The 15,295-nt window shown below is 71.5% G+C and carries 19 protein-coding genes; 5 read left to right on the top strand and 14 right to left on the bottom strand.

All coding sequences use genetic code 11. From position 1 onward, the window contains the following. The 3 genes from ACK4YQ_RS09450 to rsmA all read left to right on the top strand — a co-directional run. On the top strand, nt 1-581 hold a 581-nt coding region (locus ACK4YQ_RS09450), incomplete at its 5' end, for a peptidylprolyl isomerase (protein ID WP_409610666.1). Further along, complete coding sequence (pdxA, locus tag ACK4YQ_RS09445) at nt 578-1,585, top strand: 4-hydroxythreonine-4-phosphate dehydrogenase PdxA (RefSeq protein WP_409610664.1); 1,008 nt, start codon at nt 578-580, stop codon at nt 1,583-1,585. The genes ACK4YQ_RS09450 and pdxA, both read left to right, overlap by 4 nt. Continuing rightward, the gene (rsmA, locus tag ACK4YQ_RS09440; protein WP_409610662.1) at nt 1,582-2,409 is read left to right on the top strand and encodes a 16S rRNA (adenine(1518)-N(6)/adenine(1519)-N(6))-dimethyltransferase RsmA; all 828 of its coding nucleotides are present in this window, start codon (nt 1,582-1,584) and stop codon (nt 2,407-2,409) included. The genes pdxA and rsmA overlap by 4 nt, the downstream gene beginning before the upstream one ends. Here rsmA and ACK4YQ_RS09435 read toward each other — a convergent pair. Continuing rightward, complete coding sequence (locus tag ACK4YQ_RS09435; RefSeq protein ID WP_409610660.1) at nt 2,402-2,602, bottom strand: hypothetical protein; 201 nt, start codon at nt 2,600-2,602, stop codon at nt 2,402-2,404. The two genes, rsmA and ACK4YQ_RS09435, sit on opposite strands and share 8 nt — an antisense overlap. An 89-nt stretch (nt 2,603-2,691) precedes the next feature. Between ACK4YQ_RS09435 and ACK4YQ_RS09430 the strand changes: the two genes are divergently transcribed. Next, a complete protein-coding gene (locus ACK4YQ_RS09430) occupies nt 2,692-3,345 on the top strand; it encodes a glutathione S-transferase family protein (RefSeq protein WP_409610658.1) in 654 nt (217 codons plus the stop codon). Here the strand turns inward: ACK4YQ_RS09430 and ACK4YQ_RS09425 are convergent. The 13 genes from ACK4YQ_RS09425 to fabD all read right to left on the bottom strand — a co-directional run bounded on the left by ACK4YQ_RS09425 (nt 3,342) and on the right by fabD (nt 14,094). Then, the gene (locus tag ACK4YQ_RS09425; RefSeq protein ID WP_409610656.1) at nt 3,342-4,112 is read right to left on the bottom strand and encodes a sulfite exporter TauE/SafE family protein; all 771 of its coding nucleotides are present in this window, start codon (nt 4,110-4,112) and stop codon (nt 3,342-3,344) included. The genes ACK4YQ_RS09430 and ACK4YQ_RS09425 overlap by 4 nt on opposite strands. Nucleotides 4,113-4,185: 73 nt before the next feature. Continuing rightward, nucleotides 4,186-4,635 (bottom strand): hypothetical protein, encoded by a 450-nt coding sequence (locus tag ACK4YQ_RS09420; RefSeq protein WP_409610654.1) that lies wholly within the window; start codon nt 4,633-4,635, stop codon nt 4,186-4,188. Then, nucleotides 4,632-5,222: a response regulator gene (locus tag ACK4YQ_RS09415; protein WP_409610652.1), complete on the bottom strand. Its 591-nt coding sequence runs from the start codon at nt 5,220-5,222 to the stop codon at nt 4,632-4,634. The genes ACK4YQ_RS09420 and ACK4YQ_RS09415 overlap by 4 nt, the downstream gene beginning before the upstream one ends. Before the next feature lie 72 nt (nt 5,223-5,294). Continuing rightward, on the bottom strand, nt 5,295-5,966 hold the full coding sequence (locus tag ACK4YQ_RS09410; RefSeq protein WP_409610650.1) for a hypothetical protein: 672 nt from the start codon (nt 5,964-5,966) through the stop codon (nt 5,295-5,297). 170 nt (nt 5,967-6,136) lie between these two features. Continuing rightward, a complete protein-coding gene (locus tag ACK4YQ_RS09405) occupies nt 6,137-6,706 on the bottom strand; it encodes an OmpA family protein (RefSeq protein ID WP_409610648.1) in 570 nt (189 codons plus the stop codon). A 197-nt stretch (nt 6,707-6,903) separates the two neighbouring features. Further along, nucleotides 6,904-7,776 carry a glutathione-dependent disulfide-bond oxidoreductase gene (gene yghU / locus ACK4YQ_RS09400; RefSeq protein WP_409610646.1) on the bottom strand — a complete coding sequence of 291 codons (873 nt, stop codon included), beginning with the start codon at nt 7,774-7,776 and terminating at the stop codon, nt 6,904-6,906. Nucleotides 7,777-7,896: 120 nt separating this feature from the next. Next, entirely contained in the window at nt 7,897-8,541 is a 645-nt protein-coding gene (gmk, locus tag ACK4YQ_RS09395; RefSeq protein WP_409610644.1) for a guanylate kinase, read from the bottom strand. Nucleotides 8,542-8,583: 42 nt separating this feature from the next. Then, nucleotides 8,584-9,465 (bottom strand): YicC/YloC family endoribonuclease, encoded by an 882-nt coding sequence (locus tag ACK4YQ_RS09390; protein ID WP_409610642.1) that lies wholly within the window; start codon nt 9,463-9,465, stop codon nt 8,584-8,586. A 77-nt stretch (nt 9,466-9,542) separates the two neighbouring features. Next, nucleotides 9,543-10,610 carry an endolytic transglycosylase MltG gene (mltG, locus tag ACK4YQ_RS09385; protein WP_409610640.1) on the bottom strand — a complete coding sequence of 356 codons (1,068 nt, stop codon included), beginning with the start codon at nt 10,608-10,610 and terminating at the stop codon, nt 9,543-9,545. Next, on the bottom strand, nt 10,607-11,887 hold the full coding sequence (gene fabF / locus ACK4YQ_RS09380; RefSeq protein ID WP_409610638.1) for a beta-ketoacyl-ACP synthase II: 1,281 nt from the start codon (nt 11,885-11,887) through the stop codon (nt 10,607-10,609). Before fabF ends, mltG begins: the two co-directional genes overlap by 4 nt. A gap of 104 nt (nt 11,888-11,991) precedes the next feature. After that, nucleotides 11,992-12,231, bottom strand: coding sequence for an acyl carrier protein (locus tag ACK4YQ_RS09375; RefSeq protein WP_374570130.1), 240 nt, complete (start codon nt 12,229-12,231; stop codon nt 11,992-11,994). Between the two features lie 159 nt (nt 12,232-12,390). Next, nucleotides 12,391-13,128, bottom strand: coding sequence for a 3-oxoacyl-[acyl-carrier-protein] reductase (gene fabG / locus ACK4YQ_RS09370; RefSeq protein WP_409610635.1), 738 nt, complete (start codon nt 13,126-13,128; stop codon nt 12,391-12,393). 21 nt (nt 13,129-13,149) lie between these two features. Then, nucleotides 13,150-14,094, bottom strand: a complete 945-nt coding sequence (gene fabD, locus ACK4YQ_RS09365) for an ACP S-malonyltransferase (RefSeq protein WP_409610633.1) — start codon at nt 14,092-14,094, stop codon at nt 13,150-13,152. A gap of 116 nt (nt 14,095-14,210) precedes the next feature. On the opposite strand from fabD, the gene ACK4YQ_RS09360 reads away from it, so the two are divergent. Further along, the gene (locus ACK4YQ_RS09360; protein WP_409610631.1) at nt 14,211-15,290 is read left to right on the top strand and encodes a zinc-binding dehydrogenase; all 1,080 of its coding nucleotides are present in this window, start codon (nt 14,211-14,213) and stop codon (nt 15,288-15,290) included. Nucleotides 15,291-15,295 lie beyond the last annotated feature (5 nt).

Raw genomic sequence — 15,295 nt, 5'->3', positions numbered from 1 at the left:
GCGGCGGCGACGCCGGCTGGGTGTCCACCGGCGAGTTCCCGCCGGAGGTGGACCAGGCCCTGGAGCAGATGCGGCCGGGCCAGCTCTCCCAGCCGATCCCGGTGAGCGACGGGGTCTACATCATCTACCTGCGCGACAAGCGCTCGGGCGCCGGCGCCACGCTGGTCCACCTCAAGCAGGTCGCCGTGGCGGCGCCCCAGGGCGCGGCCGACAGCGTCGTGGCCGCCGCCCGCGCCAAGCTGGAGGCCCTGCGCCCCACCCTCACGGGTTGTGACACCCTGGAGGCCGACGCGGCCAAGGTCGAGGGCGTCGTCGCCGGCGACCTCGGCGAAGCCGAGCTGAAGGATCTCGCGCCGGCGTTCCGCCAGGCCGCCGAAAGCCTCGAGCCGGGCCAGATCTCCGAGCCGATCCGCACCTCCGCTGGCCTGCACCTGATCGCCGTCTGTGGCAAACGCGCCAGCGGCGGCGAGGAGCTCAGCCGCGACGAGATCGAAAGTCGTCTGTTTGGTCAGCAGCTAAGCATGCTCTCCAGGCGTTACATGAGAGACTTGCGTAACTCCGCGACCATCGAGACCCGGTGAAGATCAGACCGCTCGCGCTTTCGCTCGGCGATCCCGCCGGCATCGGCCCTGAAATCATCCTGAAGACCTGGGCGGCGCTGCGCGACGGCGGCCCGGCCTTCGTGGTGGTCGGCGACTATGATGCGCTCGCCTCGGCGTCGAGCGGGGGCGGGTCCGTGGTCCGGCGGGTCACCTCTCCCTTGGATGCGAGCGCCGTCTTCGCCGAGGCCGTGCCGGTGTTCGACCAGCCGCTGCGCGCCAGGGTGGTGGCGGGCCAGCCCTCCCCGGCGGCGGCTCCCTCGATCATCGGCTGGATCGAGACGGCGGTCGGCCTGGCCCTGTCGGGCGAGGTCCGTGGCCTCGTCACCGCGCCGATCGCCAAGGCGCCGCTCTACGACGCCGGCTTCAAGTTCCCCGGCCACACCGAGTTCCTCGGCGAACTGACGGCGCGTACGGCGGTCAACGGCGTGCGCGGCCCGATCATGATGCTGTGCGCGCCGGGGCTAAGGGTCAGCCTCGTGACCGTCCACACGCCGCTTGCGCGGGTCTCCGCGGAGCTGAGCATCGAGCGCATCGTCCACGCCGGACTGATCACCGCCCAGGCCCTGCGCCGCGATTTCGGGATCGCCGCCCCGCGCCTGGCCGTGGCCGGCCTGAACCCCCATGCCGGCGAAGGCGGCGCGATCGGCCGCGAAGACGTGGAGATCGTCGGGCCGGCGGTCCGGACCCTTCGCGACCTGGCGGTGGACGCCAGCGGCCCCTGGCCCGCCGACACCCTGTTTCCCGAGGAGATGCGCGCCCGCTACGATGCGGCGCTGTGCCTCTATCACGACCAGGCGCTGATCCCGGTGAAGATGCTCGACTTCTGGGGCGGGGTGAACGTCACCCTCGGCCTGCCGATCGTGCGCACCTCGCCCGACCACGGCACCGCTTTCGACATCGCCGGACGGGGCGTGGCCCGCCCCGACAGCCTGATCGCGGCGGTCCGCCTCGCCGACGAGATCGCCGCCCGGCGTGAGGCATGAGCCTGGCGCAGCTTCCGCCGCTGCGTGAGAGCCTGGAGGCCCACGGCCTGCTGGCGAAGAAGAGCTTCGGCCAGCACTTCCTGCTCGACCTCAACATCACCCGCAAGATCGCCCGCCTGGCCGGCGTCGGCGCCGGCGACCTCGTCATCGAAGTCGGGCCGGGCCCCGGCGGCCTGACCCGCGCGCTCCTGGAAACGGGCGCCGAGGTGATCGCCGTGGAAAAGGATGAACGCTTCGCCCCGCTCCTTGACGAGCTGGCGGTCGCCGCCGGCGGCCGGCTGACCGTGCGGCTCGCCGACGCCCTGGAGGTGGACGAGGCCGCGCTCGCCGCCGGCCGGCCTGCGCATGTCGTCTCCAACCTGCCCTACAACGTCGGCACGCCCCTCCTGATCAAGTGGCTGACCGGCCCCTTCACCCCCGCGACCCTGACCCTGATGTTCCAGAAGGAGGTCGCCCAGCGGATCGTCGCCAGGCCGGGCGCCTCGGCCTACGGACGCCTGGCGGTGCTGGCCCAGGCCACCTGCGAGGCGGCCCTGGTGATGGAGGCGCCGGCGCGGGCCTTCACCCCGCCGCCGAAGGTCGATTCGGCCGTCGTGCGCCTGACGCCACGTCCGGACCGCCCGCCCGGCCCCTTGCTGGACGCGCTCCAGACGCTCACCCAGGCCGCCTTCGGCCAGCGTCGGAAGATGCTGCGCTCGGGCCTGAAGCCCGTGGGCGGCGAGGCGCTGTGCGCCGCCGCGGGGATCGACCCTTCGCGCCGGGCCGAGACCCTGACTGTGGCCGAGTTCCTGGCGCTGGCGGCGGCGCTGCGCCCGGTCAGGTGATCCGCTTCGGCGCGATCGGATCGCTGCCGGGGAAGCTCTCCTCCACCGCCTCGTCCAGCAGCGCCTCCTGGCGGCTTTCGGCGTCCTTGGCCCGCTCGGCCAGCTGATCGGGCTTCTCGCCGGGCTTCAGCTTGCGCGCGTGCCGCTGGGCCGGCGTGTTGGGATCGGCTTCCTGATGCTGCTCTTTGCTCACGTCTCGTCTCCTTTTGATTTTGTCTGAGGGATCAACGGTCACGGCGCGCTCCCGGTTGCGGCCGGCCGCGGGCGAGGGGAAACTGAGCCATGCTGACCCTCTTCCACTGCGCCGACGCCCGCTCCTTCCGCCCGCTCTGGGCCCTGGAGGAGCTTGGCCTGCCCTATGAGCTGAAGATGCTGCCCTTCCCGCCGCGGATGCTGGCGCGGGAGTACCTGGAGGAGAATCCCCTCGGGACCATCCCGCTCCTGGTGGACGGCGAGACGCGGATGACCGAGTCCGCGGCGATGATCGAGTACCTGTCGCGACGCCACGGCGGCGGCCGGCTGTCGGTCGGGCCCGGGGAGCCGGGGTTCGGCGCCTATCTCAACGGCCTCGTCTACGGCGAGGCCACCCTCACCTTTCCCCAGACCCTGGTGCTGCGCTACTCGCGCCTGGAGCCGCCGGAGCGGCGCCTGCCCCAGGTGGCGGAGGCCTACGCCCGCTGGTTCCTGGCGCGGCTGAAGGGGCTGGAGGCGGCCCTGGAGACCGGCGACTACTACGCCGCCGGCCGCTTCACCGGCGCCGACGTCTCGATCGGCTACGCCCTGCTGCTGGCGCGGACCTTGGGCCTGGACCCCGAGTTCTCCCCGGCCGTCAGCGCCTATTTCGATCGGCTGAGCGCCCGGCCCGGCTATCAGGCCGCCCGCCGGGCCCAGCGCGCCGCCGCCGAGGCCCAGGGCATGCCCACCGCCTCGATCTAGCCGATCAGGGCGGACGCCCCGTCCCAGGCGAGCTTGGCGCCCACCGCCACCAGCAGGGCGTAGATGACCCGATAGAACCCCTCGGCCGGCACGCGGCGGACCAGCCACACCCCGGCCCAGGTCGAGGCGATCGCCACGGGCAGGAGCGCGGCCGCCGCCGTCAGGCTGTCGCGGGTGAACTGGCCGAGCGCCACATAGGCCGGGACCTTCATCCAGTTGACCACCGCAAAGAAGATGGCGCTGGTGCCGATGAAGGCGTCCCGCGCCAGCCTGCGCGGCAGCACGTACATCTGGAAGGGCGGCCCGCCGGCATGGGCGATCTGGCTCGTGAAGCCGGCCGCCACTCCGGCCAGGACGCCGCGCCAGGGCAGGCGTCCTTCGGCGCGAGGGGCGTGCGCCGGGCCGCCCCGCCGCTCCAGCCACAGCCGCTGCAGGCCGAAGGCCACCGAGATCGCCCCGACGGCCAGCTCCACCGCCTCGGCCCGCACGAACGCCGCCAGGCCGAACCCCGCCAGGATGCCGAGCCCGGCCGAAGGCAGCATCAGCGCCAGGATGCGGCGGTCCCAGGTGCGGCGGTAGGCCCACACGCTCACCACGTCCTGCACGATCAGGATCGGCAGCAGGATGGCCGCGGCCTGCACCGGCGGCGCCACCAGTGCCATCAGCGGCACGGCGATCACCCCGAGCCCGGCGAAGCCGCCCTTGGCCAGCCCCAGCAGCACCACCGCCGGGACGGCGAAGGCGTAGAAGATCGGATCGCTGATCACGGCCCGCCCCGTCGTTGTTCAGACGGTCCGGATTAGAGCGCCTCGCCGCCGGGCGAAAGCGCCGGGCGGCGGCTCAGGCGCGGGCGTGGCGCGCCACCACCTTGGCCAGGCCGTCAAGGATCTCCTCGCGCGCCTCGCGCGGCGCGGCCGAGCGATGCAGCAGGCGCATGGAGGCCACGTGCACGGCGGCGATGCGCTGGTCCAGCGCCTCGCCCTCGCCCACCCGGTCCAGGTAGTCGCACAGCGACTTGGCGGCCATGTCGAGCCCATGCGCCGACAGCCCGCCGCACAGGCCCACCACGTCCGAGGCCAGGCCGTACATCCGCTCGGTGTCCGGCTGGGCGGCCTTGAGCTGGGCCTCCAGCGACTCCAGCGCCGCGTCCACGCCGTTCAGGCAGTCCTCCTCCATCGCCTGCAGGGCCGTGCCGGCCCGGCGCAGCGCCTCGCGCGCGGAGATGTCCCCGACGGTCTTCATCATTTCGGTCAGGGCCAGCTTGGGCCGGAACTTTCGCACGACGCTCATGCTGAGACCTTCTGCGGCTTGACGAGGGGGTCCAGGACATCCTGGGAAAGGTTGGGTTCGGCCGGGGCGCCGATCTCGATCGGCACGTCGTCGCGCCGCCGCCCATTCGGGAAGTCCGGCGGCGGCCCCTCGTGCTTGTAGCGGCGGTCCGGCCCGAAATAGGTGTCGCACTCGATGAACTGGCGGTCGCCCCGGGCGACCCAGGTGATCCGCTGCAGCAGCACCTTCGGCGTCAGCGGCTTGGCGACGATGAAATTGGCGCCGCAGTCCCGAGCCCGCATGACCTCCGAGCGGCGGGTGTGGGCCGTCACCACGATCGCGGGCACGACCCGCAGCGCATCGGGGCCCTCGCGGCGCAGCCAGCGCACGAAGTCGTAGCCGTCCATCCCCGGCATCTGGGCGTCGGTCAGGACCAGGTCGAACACCTGGCGGGTGGCGATGTCCTTGGCCTGCAGGCCGTCGCTCGCGCGCAGGATATTGCGCACGCCAAAGCTCATCAGGACGCCGGCGACGATTTCGAGCGCTTGGGTGTTGTCGTCGACGACCAGAACGGTCGCCTTTTCGAGAGCCTGGTAGGAGCCCGCCAAAGTCTAGATTCCCTGGGCGTCCTCCCCCGAAGAGACCCGAGGCGAGTCTGGCGCGCGTCCCTTAAGAAACGGCTAGCGCATGGCCAGCAGTTCGCCCTTGGGCGTGGAGCGCGAATAGAGCAGGTCCGTCCAGCGCCAGGCCCCGGCGCCCAGCACGATCCGCGCCGCGCCCGGCGAATCGTCCAGCGAAATCACCACCAGCCCGCTCACCGGCTCCTTGCGGCAGGCTTCGGGCGCAAAGCCCACTTCCCACATGATCGCCTCGCGCACGGCCGCCAGACCCGCGCCTTCCTGGCCGGGATGGCGCACCCAGTCGCCGCTCCAGACACGGATCGCCTTGCCGCGGTGGGCGGCGCTCATGGCGGCGCGCACGCGGCCATCCTTGCGCAGGGCCGTCTGCAGCCGCTTGGGCATGTTGCAGCCGCCGCCGCCGTAGCCGGTTCCCGCGTTCGTCGCGCCGGCCAGGTCCGAATCGCTCATCTCCACGCCGGCCATGGTCACCGCGTCGTGCCCCGCCGGCATCGGCTCCACCTCCGGCGGCGGCGCGGGGGTGGGACGGAAGCTCGCCTTGCGCGGCGGCGGCTCCTCCTGCGGCGTCTCTTCGGCGGGCGACGGCGGGGCCGGCACATCGGCCGGAGGCGGCAGTTCGATGAGGGTGACGTTCATCAGCCTCAGGTCCGGCGCCTCCGGCGCCTGGGCCCGGGCCGTCAGGATCGCGGCCAGCACCGCCGCATGCGCCGCCACGCTGACGCTGACGCCCAGGGCGCCGCGCCGCCGAACCGCGCGCCGGCGGGACCGCAGGGCCGCATCCGGAACGGCCGGCTGCGCCCCCGCGGATCGCGGAAGCGCAGCCTCAGCTGGTCTTTGTACGCTCACTCTGGACCAGGACGCGACGCGGCCCCCCTTTGCGCGGGCTAGGCCAGGACCACCAGCACGACGCGCCGGTTGGCTTCGCGGCCTTCGCGGGTGTCGTTCGGCGCCACCGGCATCTCATCGCCATAGGAGATGGTGCCGATGCGGTTCAGGGCGACGCCGTGCATGTTCAGGTAGCGACGCACGGCCTCGGCGCGCTCGGCGCCCAGACGTTCGTTGGCTTCCTTGGAACCGGTGGCGTCGGTGTGTCCCTGCACCTCGACATAGACGTTGCGGTTGTCCGTCTTCAGCTTGTCGACGAAAGCGTCCAGCCGCGCCTGGGCTTCGGGCGACAGGCTCGCCTTGCCCGGCGGGAACTTCATGCTGTCGTCGGACAGCACCACCGAATAGACGAACTTGCCCTCGGCCAGCTTGCCGGCGGCCTCGGCCCGTTGCAGCGCCTCGCGGGCGGTCTGGTCGACCGTCTCAAGGCGGGCGCCCTGCTCGGCCACCCGGCTCGACACCGGGCTCAGTTGTTCGTTCACGTACTTCTTGGTCGCGCAGCCGCCCAGCCCGGCCACACCCACCAGGACCGCCCCCGCGATCAGCACTTTCGACGCACGCCGGATCATCGCTCTCTCTCCGTTCCGGTTCGTGTGAACCATCATTAACTTTTCGACACGTCCCTGCATCGATTCCGAAAGCGGCGGTTATGGGGCGCTGTTGGCGCGCCGGTGTGGCGCGCTGCAGAAACCGCGCCATGGAGATGGCGCGGTCGATCCGGGTCTGCAGGATGGCTGGAGGCGGACGCCTTCGCGCCCGCCGCTCGCTATTGGGCCGGGGTCAGCTTGTCCGCCGTCCTGGTGGCGAAGTCCAAGGCGTCGTGCCGCTCGGGCAGCTGGCTCGAGGGCTCGCCCCAGGTGCGGTTGACCATGCGGCCGCGCTGCACGGCCGGGCGCTGGGCGATGGCGTCGGTCCAGCGCAGCACGTTCTTGTACTCGTGCACCGAGAGGAACTCGCCGGCCTCGTAGATCACGCCCTTCACCAGGCTGCCGTACCAGGGCCACACGGCGATGTCGGCGATCGTGTAGTCGTCGCCCGCCAGGAAGGCGCTCTCGGCGAGGCGGCGGTCCAGCACGTCGAGCTGGCGCTTCACCTCCATGGCGAAGCGGTCGATGGCGTACTCGATCTTGGTCGGCGCATAGGCGTAGAAGTGGCCGAAGCCGCCGCCGAGATAGGGCGCCGAGCCCATCTGCCAGAACAGCCAGGACAGGGTCTCGGCGCGGCGCGCCGGATCCGTCGGCAGGAGCGCGCCGAACTTCTCGGCCAGGTGCACCAGGATGGCGCCGGATTCGAACACCCGGATCGGCTCGGGTCCGCTGCGGTCCAGCAGCGCCGGGATCTTCGAGTTCGGGTTGACCGAGACGAAGCCGCTGCCGAACTGGTCGCCCTGGTTGATGTTGATGAGCCAGGCGTCGTACTCGGCGCCCTTGTGGCCGAGCTCAAGAAGCTCCTCCAGCATCACCGTCGCCTTCACCCCGTTGGGCGTGGCCAGGGAATAGAGCTGCAGAGGATGGCGCCCGACCGGCAGCTCCTTCTCGTGGGTGGGGCCGGCGATCGGCCGGTTGATGTTGGCGAAGCGCCCGCCGTTTTCCTTGTTCCAGGTCCAGACCTTGGGCGGCGTATAGGTCTCGTCGGTCATTCATCGGCTCCCTGACGTCGTGCGGGCTTGTCCGCCCTTGGCCCTTTGTTCCGATGTGGGGCCAAAGGCGGCGTTTGGCCAGGGGGCGCGTGCGCTTTGCGCCCCGGCGGCGCGTCCGCCCTACAGCCGCTCGTCCAGGAGCCCCTGCACGAAGGGGGCGAGCCAGCCGTTGCGCGCCCGCTTCAGCCGTTCGGCGTGGTAGATGTGGGCGAGGTCGGCATAGGCGCGGTCGTAGTCCTCGTTGACGATGACGTAGTCGTAGGTCCCCCACTGGGCGATCTCGTCATAGGCCCGGCCCAGCCGGCGCTGGATCACGTCCTCGGCGTCCTGGGCGCGGGCGTGCAGCCGACGCGACAGCTCGGCCATCGAGGGCGGCAGGATGAACACCCGCACCACGTCGCTGGGCGCGCGCTGGCTGATCTGGCCGGCGCCCTGCCAGTCGATGTCGAACAGCACGTCGCGCCCGGCGTCCAGCGCCGCCATCACCGGCCCCCGGGGGCTGCCGTAGCGGTGCTCGTGCACATTGGCCCATTCCAGGAAGGCGTCGGCGGCGATCATCTCGTCGAAGCTCTCGCGGGTGACGAAGTGATACTCCCGCCCGTTCTCCTCCCCCGGCCGCGGCGCGCGCGTGGTGGCGGAGACCGACAGCTCCAGCTCGGCGTGGTCGGCCACCAGGCGCCGCGACATCGAGGTCTTCCCGGCCCCCGAGGGGCTGGAGATCAGCAGCATCAGGCCGCGCCGGCCGCGTTCGGACGTGTGGCTCATCGGCCTCGGCTCCCCTGGCTGGCGGTCGCGCTCGCAGCCGGCCTATTCCACATTCTGCACCTGTTCTCGGAACTGTTCGATCACGGCTTTGAGGTCCAGGCCCACGGCGGTCAAGTCGCCCAGGGCCGACTTGGAGCACAGCGTGTTGGCCTCGCGCATGAACTCCTGTGTCAGGAAATCCAGCTTGCGGCCGACCGCGCCGTCGGCGGCCAGCAGGGTCCGGGCGGCGGCCACATGGCCGGACAGGCGGTCGATCTCCTCGCGCACGTCGGCCTTCACGGCCATCACCGCGGCCTCCTGCACGATGCGGTCCTGCGGCGCGGCCTCGCCCAGCAGCTCGGCGAGCCGGCGACCGAACCGCTCCTTGATCGCCGAGGGCTGGCCCGCGGCCAGGTCCTCCGCCCGCGCGGTCAGCTCGGCGATGCGGTCGATGAGCCCGCCCAGCACCGGCGCCAGGCTCGCCCCTTCGTGGCGGCGCATCTCCAGCAGGCCGTCGAGCGCCTGGCCCAGGGTGGCCGCCATGGCTGCTTCGACCCGCGCCAGGGCCTCGGGATCCTCGACCCCGGCGTCGGCCTCCACCACCCCGCGCAGGGCCAGGAGCCCGTCCAGCGCGGGCGGGCCCGCCCGGCCGGCCGCCATATAGGGCTCGCCCACGGCCAGGTAGCGCTCGAGAACCTCCAGGTTGATCCGCACCGCGGCCGAGCTCTCGGCCCGCTTGGCCTGCACTCCGACGGTCAACTGGCCCCGCTGGAAGCGGGCCTGGGCCGCCTCCCGCGCGGCGCGCTCCAGCCCCTCGAAGCCCGGGGGGCCCCGAAAACGCAGGTCGAGGTTCCGGCCGTTCACCGAGCGGGCCTCCACCGACCAGCTCCAGTCGCCTTCCGCCCCTTCGGCGCGACCGAACCCGGTCATTCCCGACAACGCCATCGTCGCGATCCTTTCCCGCCGATCCCCTTGAGGCCCCGGCGTCACTTCCATGGGTGCGGGCGCGTGGCCGCCCGATGCTATTTCGCCGGGGCCTTGGCCTCGCCGCCCTTGGCCGCCTGCTGCTTTTCCAGGGTCCGCCAGCGCTCGACGTTCTTCAGGTGCTCGTCGTAGGTCGGCGAGAAGGCGTGCCCGCCCGAGCCGTCGGCGACGAAGAACAGGTCCTCGGTCTTCGGCGGGTCCATCACCGCCGCCAGCGCCTCGCGCCCCGGATTGGCGATGGGCGTCGGCGGCAGTCCGTCGATCATGTAGGTGTTGTAGGGGGTCTTGGAGGTCAGTTCCGAAAGCCGGATCCCCCGGCCAAGCGGCTTGCCGCCGGTCAGGCCGTAGATGATGGTGGGGTCGCTCTCCAGGCGCATGCCCTTGCGCAGGCGGTTGATGAACACCGCCGCCACCCGCGGGCGCTCGGCGGCGACGCCGGTCTCCTTCTCCACCACGGAGGCCAGGATCACCGCCTCCTCCGGAGTCGCGAAGGGCAGGCCCGGCTGGCGCTCGGCCCACAGGCGCGCGACCAGGGCGTCGCGCTCGTCCATCATCCGCTTCAGCACCGCGGCGCGGTCCTCCCCGCGCTCCACCTGGTAGGTCTCCGGCAGCACCGCCCCCTCCGGCGGCACGGGAGCCACCCCGGTGAGCACCTCCGATCGCGCGAGCACGTCGGCCACCGCCTGGGAGGTCATGCCCTCCGGGATGGTGATGAAGTGGCGCACCACGTCGCCGGCGCGGACCGCCTTCAGGATCTGGGCCATGGAGGCCCGGGAGGCGATCGCATATTCGCCGGCCTTCAGGTCGCGGGCGCCGCCGGTCAGCTGGGCCGCGGTCATGAATACGGCCGAGGAGCGCACCACCCCGGCCCGCTCCAGCGTCGAGGCGATCTCGGGCAGGCTGGCGCCGCGGCGCAGGACGACGGTGGTCTGTTCGCCCTCGGCCGCCCTGGGCCCGGGGCCCTGGAAGGTCCACAGGGCCCAGCCCAGCGCGACCGCCAGCACCAGCGCCAGGGTCGCGCCGGCGCTGCCGACGATGATCGCAAGCCGCCTCAGGGGTGCGAGGCCGCCCTTGCGCGAGGTTCGCGATCGCGGTCGGCGGCTCACGTGACCTTCTTGAACACCACGGCCGCGTTGGTGCCGCCGAAGCCGAAGCTGTTGGACATGGCCACCTCGATCGCCATCGGCTTGGCCTTGTGCGGCACGAGGTCCAGCACGGTCTCGACGTCGGGATTGTCGAGGTTGATGGTCGGCGGCGCCATCTGGTCGCGGATCGCCAGGATCGTGAAGATCGATTCGATGGCGCCGGCGGCGCCCAGCAAGTGCCCGGTCATCGACTTGGTCGAGGACATCGCCGCCTTGGACGCCGCAGGTCCCAGCAGGCGCTCGACGGCGCCGAGCTCGATGCCGTCGGCCATGGTCGAGGTGCCGTGGGCGTTGACGTAGGCGATCTGGTCCGGGGTGACGCCGGCGTCCTTGATCGCCGCCTTCATGGCGCGGAAGCCGCCGTCGCCGTCCTCGACCGGGGCGGTGATGTGATAGGCGTCGCCCGAGAGGCCATAGCCGGCCACCTCGGCGTAGATCTTGGCGCCGCGGGCCTTGGCGTGCTCGTACTCCTCCAGCACCAGGACGCCCGCGCCCTCGCCCATGACGAAGCCGTCACGGTCCTTGTCGTAGGGCCGGCTCGCCTTTTCGGGCGTGTCGTTGAAGGCGGTGGCCATGGCGCGGCAGGCGATGAAGCCGGCGATGCCGACCGGGCAGACCGCCGCCTCGGCCCCGCCGGCGATCATCACGTCGGCGTCGCCGTACTTGATCAGCCGCGCCGCGTCGCCGATGGCGTGGGCGCCGGTGGCGCAGGCGGTGACCACCGAATGGTTCGGGCCCTTGAAGCCGTACTTGATCGACACCTGGCCGGACGCCAGGTTGATCAGGGCCGAGGGGATGAAGAACGGGCTCACCTTGCGCGGGCCGCGCTCGTGCAGCTCCACCGAGGTCTTCTCGATGGTCGCCAGGCCGCCGATGCCCGAGCCGATGATCACGCCGGTGCGCTCGCGGCTTTCCTCGTCCTCGGGGGCCCAGCCTGCGTCGCGCACGGCCTCCTCGGCCGCGGCCATGGCGTAGAGGATGAAGTCGTCGACCCGGCGCTGGTCCTTGGGCGACATCGTCTGGTCGGGGTCGAAGCTGCCAGGCACGTCCGGCCCGCCGCCGCCGCGCCCGTCCACCCGCGGCACCTCGCACGCCACCTGGCAGGCGTAGTCGCTGGCGTCGAAGGTGGTGATCTTCCCGGCGCCGGACGTGCCGGCGAGGATGGCCTTCCAGACGTGCTCGACCCCCTGGCCCTGCGGGGTCAGAAGGCCAAGGCCGGTGACGACGACACGACGCATTCAGAATCTCACTTTTGACCGGCCCATACGAAAACCGCCGCGGCTTACCGGCGCAAGGCCTTTAAGCGACGCGGCGGTCGTCGGTCCGGCAGGTGCGGACGGGCTCAGGCGCCCAGGCGCTCGGCGATGAACTTCACCGCGTCGCCCACGGTCTGGATGTGCTCGGCGGCGTCGTCCGGAATCTCGATGTCGAATTCTTCTTCGAAAGCCATGACGAGCTCGACGTTGTCCAGGCTGTCAGCGCCCAGGTCGTCGATGAAGCTGGCCTTCTCGGTGACCTTTTCGGGATCGGCGTCGAGGTGCTCGATGACGATCTTCCGCACGCGCTCGAGGATGTCGGACATTCGGTTTAGTCCCTCTTTATTCACTTGCTGCATCCGCGACGGACGATCTCTTGTCAACCGTTGCGGGACTTGGGGTCTGGGGCCGTTCGGCTCCGGATTCTGACGTCGGAAAGCGCCCTAGCATGTTCCTTTGGAGGAGACCAGCGCGCGTCCGCGGCCTCAGATCATAGCCATGCCGCCGTTCACGTGCAGCGTCTGGCCCGTCACGTAGCCGGCGGCTTCGCTGGCCAGATAAACGCATGCGGCGGCCACATCACGCCCCTGGCCCAGGCGCTGGGCCGGGATCGTGGAGAGGATCTGCGCCTTCTGCTGCTCGTTCAGCGCGTTGGTCATCGGGCTCTCGATGAAGCCGGGCGCGACGCAGTTCACGGTGATGTTGCGGGTCGCGACCTCCTGGGCCAGCGCCTTGGAGAAGCCGATCATCCCGGCCTTGGAGGCGGCGTAGTTGGTCTGGCCCGGATTGCCGGTGACGCCGACCACCGAGGTGATGCCGATGATTCGTCCGTAGCGGCGCTTCATCATGCCCTTCACCGCCGCGCGGCTGAGGCGGAAGTAGCTCTCCAGGTTCACCCGCAGGACCGTCTCCCAGTCCTCGTCCTTCATGCGCAGGAGCAGGTTGTCCTTGGTGACGCCCGCGTTGGCCACAAGGATGTCGACCTGGCCCGCGGCGGCCTCCGCCTGGCCGATCAGGGCGTCGACCGCCGCCGCGTCGGACAGGTTGGCCGGCGCGACGCTGGCGCGCTCGCCCAGTTCCCCGGCCAGCTCCGCCAGCACCGCCTCGCGCGTGCCCGACAGAACCACGTGGGCGCCCTGGGCGTGCAGGGCGCGGGCGATCTCGGCCCCGATCCCGCCGGTCGCGCCGGTGACGAGGGCCGTCTTGCCGCTCAGCTCGAACATCGTTTCGTCTCCTGCGCCTCTTCAGAGGCTCTTGGCGAAGGCTTCAAGGTCGGCCGGCGCGTTCAGCGGCGTGGCCTCGGCGTCGGGGGCGATGCGCTTGACCATGCCCGACAGCACCTTGCCCGCGCCGGCCTCGGCGAAGCGGGTCACCCCGCCTTCGCCCGCCAGCCACAGCATGCTCTCGCGCCAGCGCACGCGGCCGGTGACCTGATCGACCAGCAGGCGGCGGATCTCCTCGGGCTCATGCACCGGCCGGGCGGTCACATTGGCCACCAGCGGCGTGCGCGGGGCGCTGATCGCCGCCGCGGCCAGGGCCTTGGCCATCTCGTCGGCGGCCGGCTGCATCAGCGGACAGTGGAACGGCGCCGAGACGTTCAGCGGGATCGCCCGCGCCCCCAGCTCCTTGGCCTTCTCGATGGCCCGGTCCACCGCCGCCTTGGCGCCGGAGATCACCACGTTGCCCTGGTTGTTGTCGTTGGCCACGACGCAGACGCCGAGCTCGGCTCCGGCCTGCGCCGCCGCCTCGGCCAGGGCCACGTCGGTCTTGGGCCCGATCAGCGAGGCCATGGCCCCTTCGCCGACCGGCACGGCTCGCTGCATCGCCTGGCCGCGCAGCTTCAGGAGACGGGCGGCGTCGGCGAGGCTGATCGCCCCGGCGGCCGCCAGGGCCGAGTATTCCCCCAGGCTGTGGCCGGCCACGAAGGCGGCTCTGTCGATCCCGACGCCGAACTCCTTCTCCAGGGTGCGGGTCACCGCCAGGCTCACCGCCATCAGCGCCGGCTGGGCGTTCTCGGTCAGGGTCAGGTCCGCTTCCGGCCCCTCGGCCATCAGCTTGGACAGCTTCTGGCCCAGGGCCTCGTCCACCTCCTGGAACACCTCCCGCGCGGAGGTGAAGGCGGCGGCCAGCTCGGCGCCCATGCCGACGGCCTGGCTGCCCTGGCCGGGAAAGATGAAGGCGAGGCTCATGGCGGGGGCTCCCATTCAACGGGTGCGGGCGCTTGCGCGCGTTCTATCGATTCCGAGGCGGGAGGGTTAGGGGATAAGCAGAGCCCCGGCAAGGCGGCGTGATTGGGAGGAAGACGATGCGGGCCGTGATCCGACGCAACAAGCAGCTCGTCTGCGACGAGATCGACGAACTGGTCCCGGGCGAGGGCCAGGTGCTGGTCAGGACCCTGGCCTGCGGGATCTGCGGTTCGGACCTGCACGCCCTGCACCACATGGAGCACATGATCGAGACCAGCCGCCGCGCCGGCGGCGGGGCGCTCAACTTCGACCCGTCCGCCGACACCGTGTTCGGCCACGAGTTCTGCGCCGAGATCCTCGACCACGGCCCCGGCGCCGCCAAGACGCTCAAGGCGGGAACCCGGGTGGTGAGCGTGCCGGCGACCCTGACCGCCGACGGCGTCGAACTGCTCGGCTATTCCAACCGTCTGCCGGGCGGCTTCGCCGAACGCATGCTCCTGACCGAAGCCATGGTGCTGCCCGTGCCCAACGGACTGCCCACCGAGGCCGCCGCCCTCACCGAGCCCTTCGCCGTGGGCGCCCACGCCGTGGCCAAGGCCCGCCTGGACCCGAACTCGGTGGCGGTCGTGATCGGCTGCGGCCCCGTGGGCCTGGCCGTGATCGCCATGCTCAAGGCCCGCGGCTTCGGCCCGGTGATCGCCGCCGACTACTCCCCGCGCCGCCGCGCGGCGGCCGAGAAGCTCGGCGCCGACGTCATCATCGACCCGGCCCGGGAATCGCCCCACGGTCGCTGGGAGCAGCTCGGCGTGCCGATGGCCGGCGCGGCCCAGCGCATGGCCCGCATGATGGGCGTCCAGTTCGGCCGGCCCGTGGTGTTCGAGTGCGTCGGCGCGCCAGGCGTGCTGCAGGGCCTGATCGAGGCCGCCCCCGCCGGCGCCCAGATCGTGGTGGCCGGGGTCTGCATGGAAAGCGACCGGATCGAGCCGGCCGTGGCGATCACCAAGGAGATCGAGCTGACCTTCATCTTCGGCTACTCGCCCGAAGAATTCGCCGCCACCCTCGACGACCTCGCCGAGGGCCGCATCGACGTCTCCGGCCTCGTCACCGGCAAGGTCGGGCTGGACGGGGTGGCCGACGCCTTCGTCGCCCTGGGCGATCCCGAGGCCCATGTGAAGATCCTGGTGGAGCCGTCCCGCTAGGGCCG

Source organism: Phenylobacterium sp. (genome assembly GCF_046291545.1).
Lineage (GTDB): Bacteria > Pseudomonadota > Alphaproteobacteria > Caulobacterales > Caulobacteraceae > Phenylobacterium.
The sequence above is the reverse complement of the archived record's forward strand: the minus strand, read 5'-3'. Positions and strand labels throughout refer to the sequence as shown.

Coding starts and splice junctions, on each gene's coding strand:
- rsmA (WP_409610662.1), top strand. CDS start 1,582: ATGAGCCTGGCGCAGCTTCCGCCGCTGCGTGAGAGCCTGGAGGCCCAC.
- ACK4YQ_RS09430 (WP_409610658.1), top strand. CDS start 2,692: ATGCTGACCCTCTTCCACTGCGCCGACGCCCGCTCCTTCCGCCCGCTC.
- ACK4YQ_RS09420 (WP_409610654.1), bottom strand. CDS start 4,635: ATGAGCGTCGTGCGAAAGTTCCGGCCCAAGCTGGCCCTGACCGAAATG.
- ACK4YQ_RS09405 (WP_409610648.1), bottom strand. CDS start 6,706: ATGATCCGGCGTGCGTCGAAAGTGCTGATCGCGGGGGCGGTCCTGGTG.
- yghU (WP_409610646.1), bottom strand. CDS start 7,776: ATGACCGACGAGACCTATACGCCGCCCAAGGTCTGGACCTGGAACAAG.
- gmk (WP_409610644.1), bottom strand. CDS start 8,541: ATGAGCCACACGTCCGAACGCGGCCGGCGCGGCCTGATGCTGCTGATC.
- ACK4YQ_RS09390 (WP_409610642.1), bottom strand. CDS start 9,465: ATGGCGTTGTCGGGAATGACCGGGTTCGGTCGCGCCGAAGGGGCGGAA.
- fabF (WP_409610638.1), bottom strand. CDS start 11,887: ATGCGTCGTGTCGTCGTCACCGGCCTTGGCCTTCTGACCCCGCAGGGC.
- ACK4YQ_RS09375 (WP_374570130.1), bottom strand. CDS start 12,231: ATGTCCGACATCCTCGAGCGCGTGCGGAAGATCGTCATCGAGCACCTC.
- fabG (WP_409610635.1), bottom strand. CDS start 13,128: ATGTTCGAGCTGAGCGGCAAGACGGCCCTCGTCACCGGCGCGACCGGC.
- fabD (WP_409610633.1), bottom strand. CDS start 14,094: ATGAGCCTCGCCTTCATCTTTCCCGGCCAGGGCAGCCAGGCCGTCGGC.
- ACK4YQ_RS09360 (WP_409610631.1), top strand. CDS start 14,211: ATGCGGGCCGTGATCCGACGCAACAAGCAGCTCGTCTGCGACGAGATC.